4 protein-coding genes are annotated in these 3552 nt (G+C 61.5%); all 4 read right to left on the reverse strand.

Going from position 1 to position 3552, the window contains the following annotated elements:
* The coding region (locus AB4Z11_RS30120) for a SapC family protein (protein WP_442029617.1) at positions 1–334 on the reverse strand (334 nt) is incomplete at its 3' end.
* 30 nt (positions 335–364) lie between these two features.
* On the reverse strand, positions 365–1558 hold the full coding sequence (locus AB4Z11_RS30125) for a tryptophan 7-halogenase (protein ID WP_442029619.1): 1194 nt from the start codon (positions 1556–1558) through the stop codon (positions 365–367).
* A complete protein-coding gene (locus AB4Z11_RS30130) occupies positions 1548–1754 on the reverse strand; it encodes a tryptophan 7-halogenase (RefSeq protein WP_442029621.1) in 207 nt (68 codons plus the stop codon). The genes AB4Z11_RS30125 and AB4Z11_RS30130 overlap by 11 nt, the downstream gene beginning before the upstream one ends.
* An 88-nt stretch (positions 1755–1842) precedes the next feature.
* On the reverse strand, positions 1843–3552 hold a 1710-nt coding region (locus AB4Z11_RS30135; protein ID WP_442029623.1), incomplete at its 5' end, for a TonB-dependent receptor.

Raw genomic sequence — 3552 nt, forward strand, 5'->3', positions numbered from 1 at the left:
GGCTGTCCATGTCGATGTGGATGTTGAGCTGCTCGCCCGAGCGTCCGATCAGGAAAGGCAGGCGCTCCATCGCCATCGGGATGTAGTTCACATCCCAGCCCTGCGGACCGAGATACAGATTCTCGTCTTCCTGGAATCCCAGCAGCGCCACGGGTTCGAAGCCGAAGCCATCTTCCGTCTTGCGGAACACGATGGGGTAATGGGTTTGCAGGTCGCGGAACTCGCGCGGGAAGGTGGCGCAGGTCATCGCGTTATCGCCATACTTTTCCCCGCGTTCGGTGATGATGCGCAGGTTCTGATGGTCGACGTTATTAAGCATTACGATATTGGTCATGGTGTCTCTGTTGTTATAGGGCCGGGCGGATCAGCGCCGCGCCAGGCCATGTCGTTGAATGTGCGCCAGCAGTTCGCGGTTGGTAGGCAAGCCGGCCAGCATCTTGCGCGTCAGCGATTGCGCTTCGGCGAAATAGGCGTCAGCCAGATCGGGGCGGTCCGAGCGGCGGCGCCCGTCGCCATAGTCGGTCTCGAAACCCATGCCGTACAGGACGTACTGGTAGCTGGCAGCCGGGAATACTTCCTCGATGCGATGCAGGTCGTAGCGCGAAGGCGGCTGATGCCGCCACAAACGCAGCAGCTCCTGCAACCGTGCCGGAATTGACGACGCTTCACGGTTCTCGCGCCAATAACCAGTGTCATCGCGCTTGCTCAGTACGTAGTGCAGCTTGAGGAAGTCGATGACGCGCTCCCAGCGATAGCGGAAGGCATCGTTGAAGCGCTGCGCCGCGATGTCCATTGCCGCGCGATTGGCCGGCATGGCATCGGCCAATGTCGCGGCCGACAATTCGACCATGGCCAGTGCCGACGCTTCCAGCGGTTCCAGGAAGCCGGCCGCCTGGCCGATCGCGACGCAGTTGCGATGCCAGAATTTCTCGCGGTAGCCGGGCTGGAACGACAGTTTGCGCGGCGTCGGCAACTCATGCTGGCTGCCGGTGCGCCGCAAATAGCCGTACAAGGCATTCACTGCTTGTTCATCGCTGCTGTGCGCGCTGGAATACACGTAGCCGATGCCGCGCCGTGTTGGCAGGCCGATGTCCCAGATCCAGCCATGGGCCTGCGCCGTCGACAGCGTCTGCGAGGCGATCGGTGCGCGCTCATCGGAATAAGGCAGCTGCAGCGCCATCGCACTGTCGTTGAACAGGATGTGTTGCTGCGGCAGCAAAGGAATGCCGAAGTGCTGGCCGAGCAGCAGCGACTGCGAGCCGGTGCAATCGATGAACAGATCGGCCTCGATGGCGCCATGACGGCGCGTCAGCAAGGCGCCGATATCGCCGTTGGGCCGCGAGGTAACGGCAGTCACGTGATCGGTGATATGGCGTACGCGCAGCTTGTCGGTGCAGTGCCTGCGCAGAAAGCTGCCGAATTTTCCAGCATCCAGGTGGTAGCCGTAATTCGACACCGCCGCAAATTCAGGCGTACCGGCTTGCTTGGGTGCGCGGCCGTGCAGGCAAAGCTGCGGCTGGAAACTGACCAGGTCCGCAAACGCGGCTTCAGGACGCATGTGCCGCCAGCGCGCGCATGCTGGGCCAGGTGCCCTCGCCTACGCCAATCGGTGCCACATCGGGCGATTCAAGTAAGGTCACATGCAGGCGCGCGCCCGCGTGTGCCGCGTGTTCGGCTGCGATCACTCCGGCCGTGAGCCATCCTGCCGAGCCGCCGCCGACAATGACGATATGCTGAAGTTCCTGGGCGCTCATGGGCTCTTTCGCAAAAAGCAGGCCGCCGGAGCGGCCTGCGAAAAAATGCCGGGACAGCACCACACTGCCCCCGCACCACCACTAGAGCTTAGAACTTGTAGCGTGCCCCGAACATATAGCGCGGTCCGGACTGCGTGAGGCTGAGCACCATCATTTCGGTGCGGCCGTGGACGCGCTGCTGCTGGTCGGTGAGGTTGATCACCTCGAACTGGAAGCTCAGGTTCTTGTTGTAGGCATAGCCCACGCTGAGGTCCAGCTGGCCGTACGGCTCGACGTACTGCGGGTTCGGGCCAGCCAGGTCAGTGGTCGACGAGAGGAACTTGTCGCGCCAGTTGTAGGCCGCGCGGATACTCCACTTGTTGTCCTCGTAGATACCAATCAGGTTGGCCGAATTGCCGAGGCCCACCAGCGCAAACTGGTCGCCAAAGCCGCCGTCGTTATAGGTCAGGCCCGACTTCACATAGGTGTAGTTGGCCTGGATACCGAAGCCGCTATTGCCGAACATATGCTGCCAGTTGATTTCCGCGCCATGCAGATTCGCCGACTGTGCGTTGACGTAGCTGGTGGTCTGGAAATTGATGATCGGGTCGAAGTCCTGRCCCGTAATGGTGCCGGTGATCTCACCCTTCTCATTGTCCGGTCCACGCACCACGCCTGGCTGTCCGTTGAAGTTCTTGAAAATGAAGTTACGGATACAAGCCGTGTCGGTATTGATACAACCCGCCGTCAGCGCCGCGTTCCAATACTTGCCGCCCACCGGCGTATGCAGCCCGGCTTGCGGAATATTGGTGACCGATTGGCCCGCGTAGTTACTCAGCTTCTTGTAGAACAGGCCAAGCGACACCACGCTGCGGTCGTCGTAATACCATTCGCCCGACAGGTCCAGGTTCTTGGACTTGACTGGCTTCAGGGCCGGATTACCGGTGGACGCCGAGTCGCCATTCACATTGGCAGTGGCGCCAATGGTGGTGCCGCCCTGGATCTGGTCAAAGCGCGGACGCCCGATCGTGACGCCATAGCTGGCGCGTACCTTGATGTCCTGCCGCAGGTCGGCATCCCAGTCCACGTTCGGCAGCACATTGGTGTAGGACCCCGTCTGCGAGGTGAAGACTTTGCCGTCGAATTTGACCGGCAACTCATTCTGCGACACCCAGGTCACCGCTACCGGCTTGGCCGACAAGGCGGTGGCCAGCACGTCGGTCTTCTCGAAACGCACGCCAATGCCGGTGTGCATCGGGATCGCCGTGTCCCATTCCGTCACGAATTGCGCGTACGCGGACTTGGAATTCTCGCGTGTGCGGCGGTCATAGTCCGGATTGGCCAGGCTAGGCATGTAGAGGTCCGGCTTGCCGGTCGCTTTCGCCGCAACCTCGCGCATTGCGGCAAAGTTGAAGGTATGGATCTGGTTGAAGAGCGCAGGATCATCCACGCCATCCATCTTGCCGAAGTATTTCCGCAGATCGTCCGCCACGAACAGCGATTGCGGATAGTCGGAAGCCTTGGTCGCGCCGCCCCAGGTATCGCTCTGCACCTGCTGGAAGGCGGACCGGTTACGCACGCGGCTGAAGGACAGGCCGAAGTTCAGGTTGGAGCTGTCCATCAGTTTCAGGCTGCCGCTGCCCTGGGCCTGGTCGATGGTCATCTTCTGGTAGCCGTCCTGGAACCAGGAGCCGGACACCTGCATCGGCGCGTTCACGAAGTCGGCGCCCTGGATGCTCAGCACCGGCATCTCGTGCTCGAAGTTGACGCGCGTATTGCCGCGGCTGAAGCTGACCGTGGCCAGGTCGTTGTTGGAGCC

The organism is Pseudoduganella sp. RAF53_2 (genome assembly GCF_052113985.1).
GTDB lineage: Bacteria > Pseudomonadota > Gammaproteobacteria > Burkholderiales > Burkholderiaceae_D > Rugamonas.

Excerpts from the sequence above, each read along its gene's own strand:
- AB4Z11_RS30130 (WP_442029621.1), bottom strand. The coding sequence starts at position 1,754 with ATGAGCGCCCAGGAACTTCAGCATATCGTCATTGTCGGCGGCGGCTCG.
- AB4Z11_RS30125 (WP_442029619.1), bottom strand. The coding sequence starts at position 1,558 with ATGCGTCCTGAAGCCGCGTTTGCGGACCTGGTCAGTTTCCAGCCGCAG.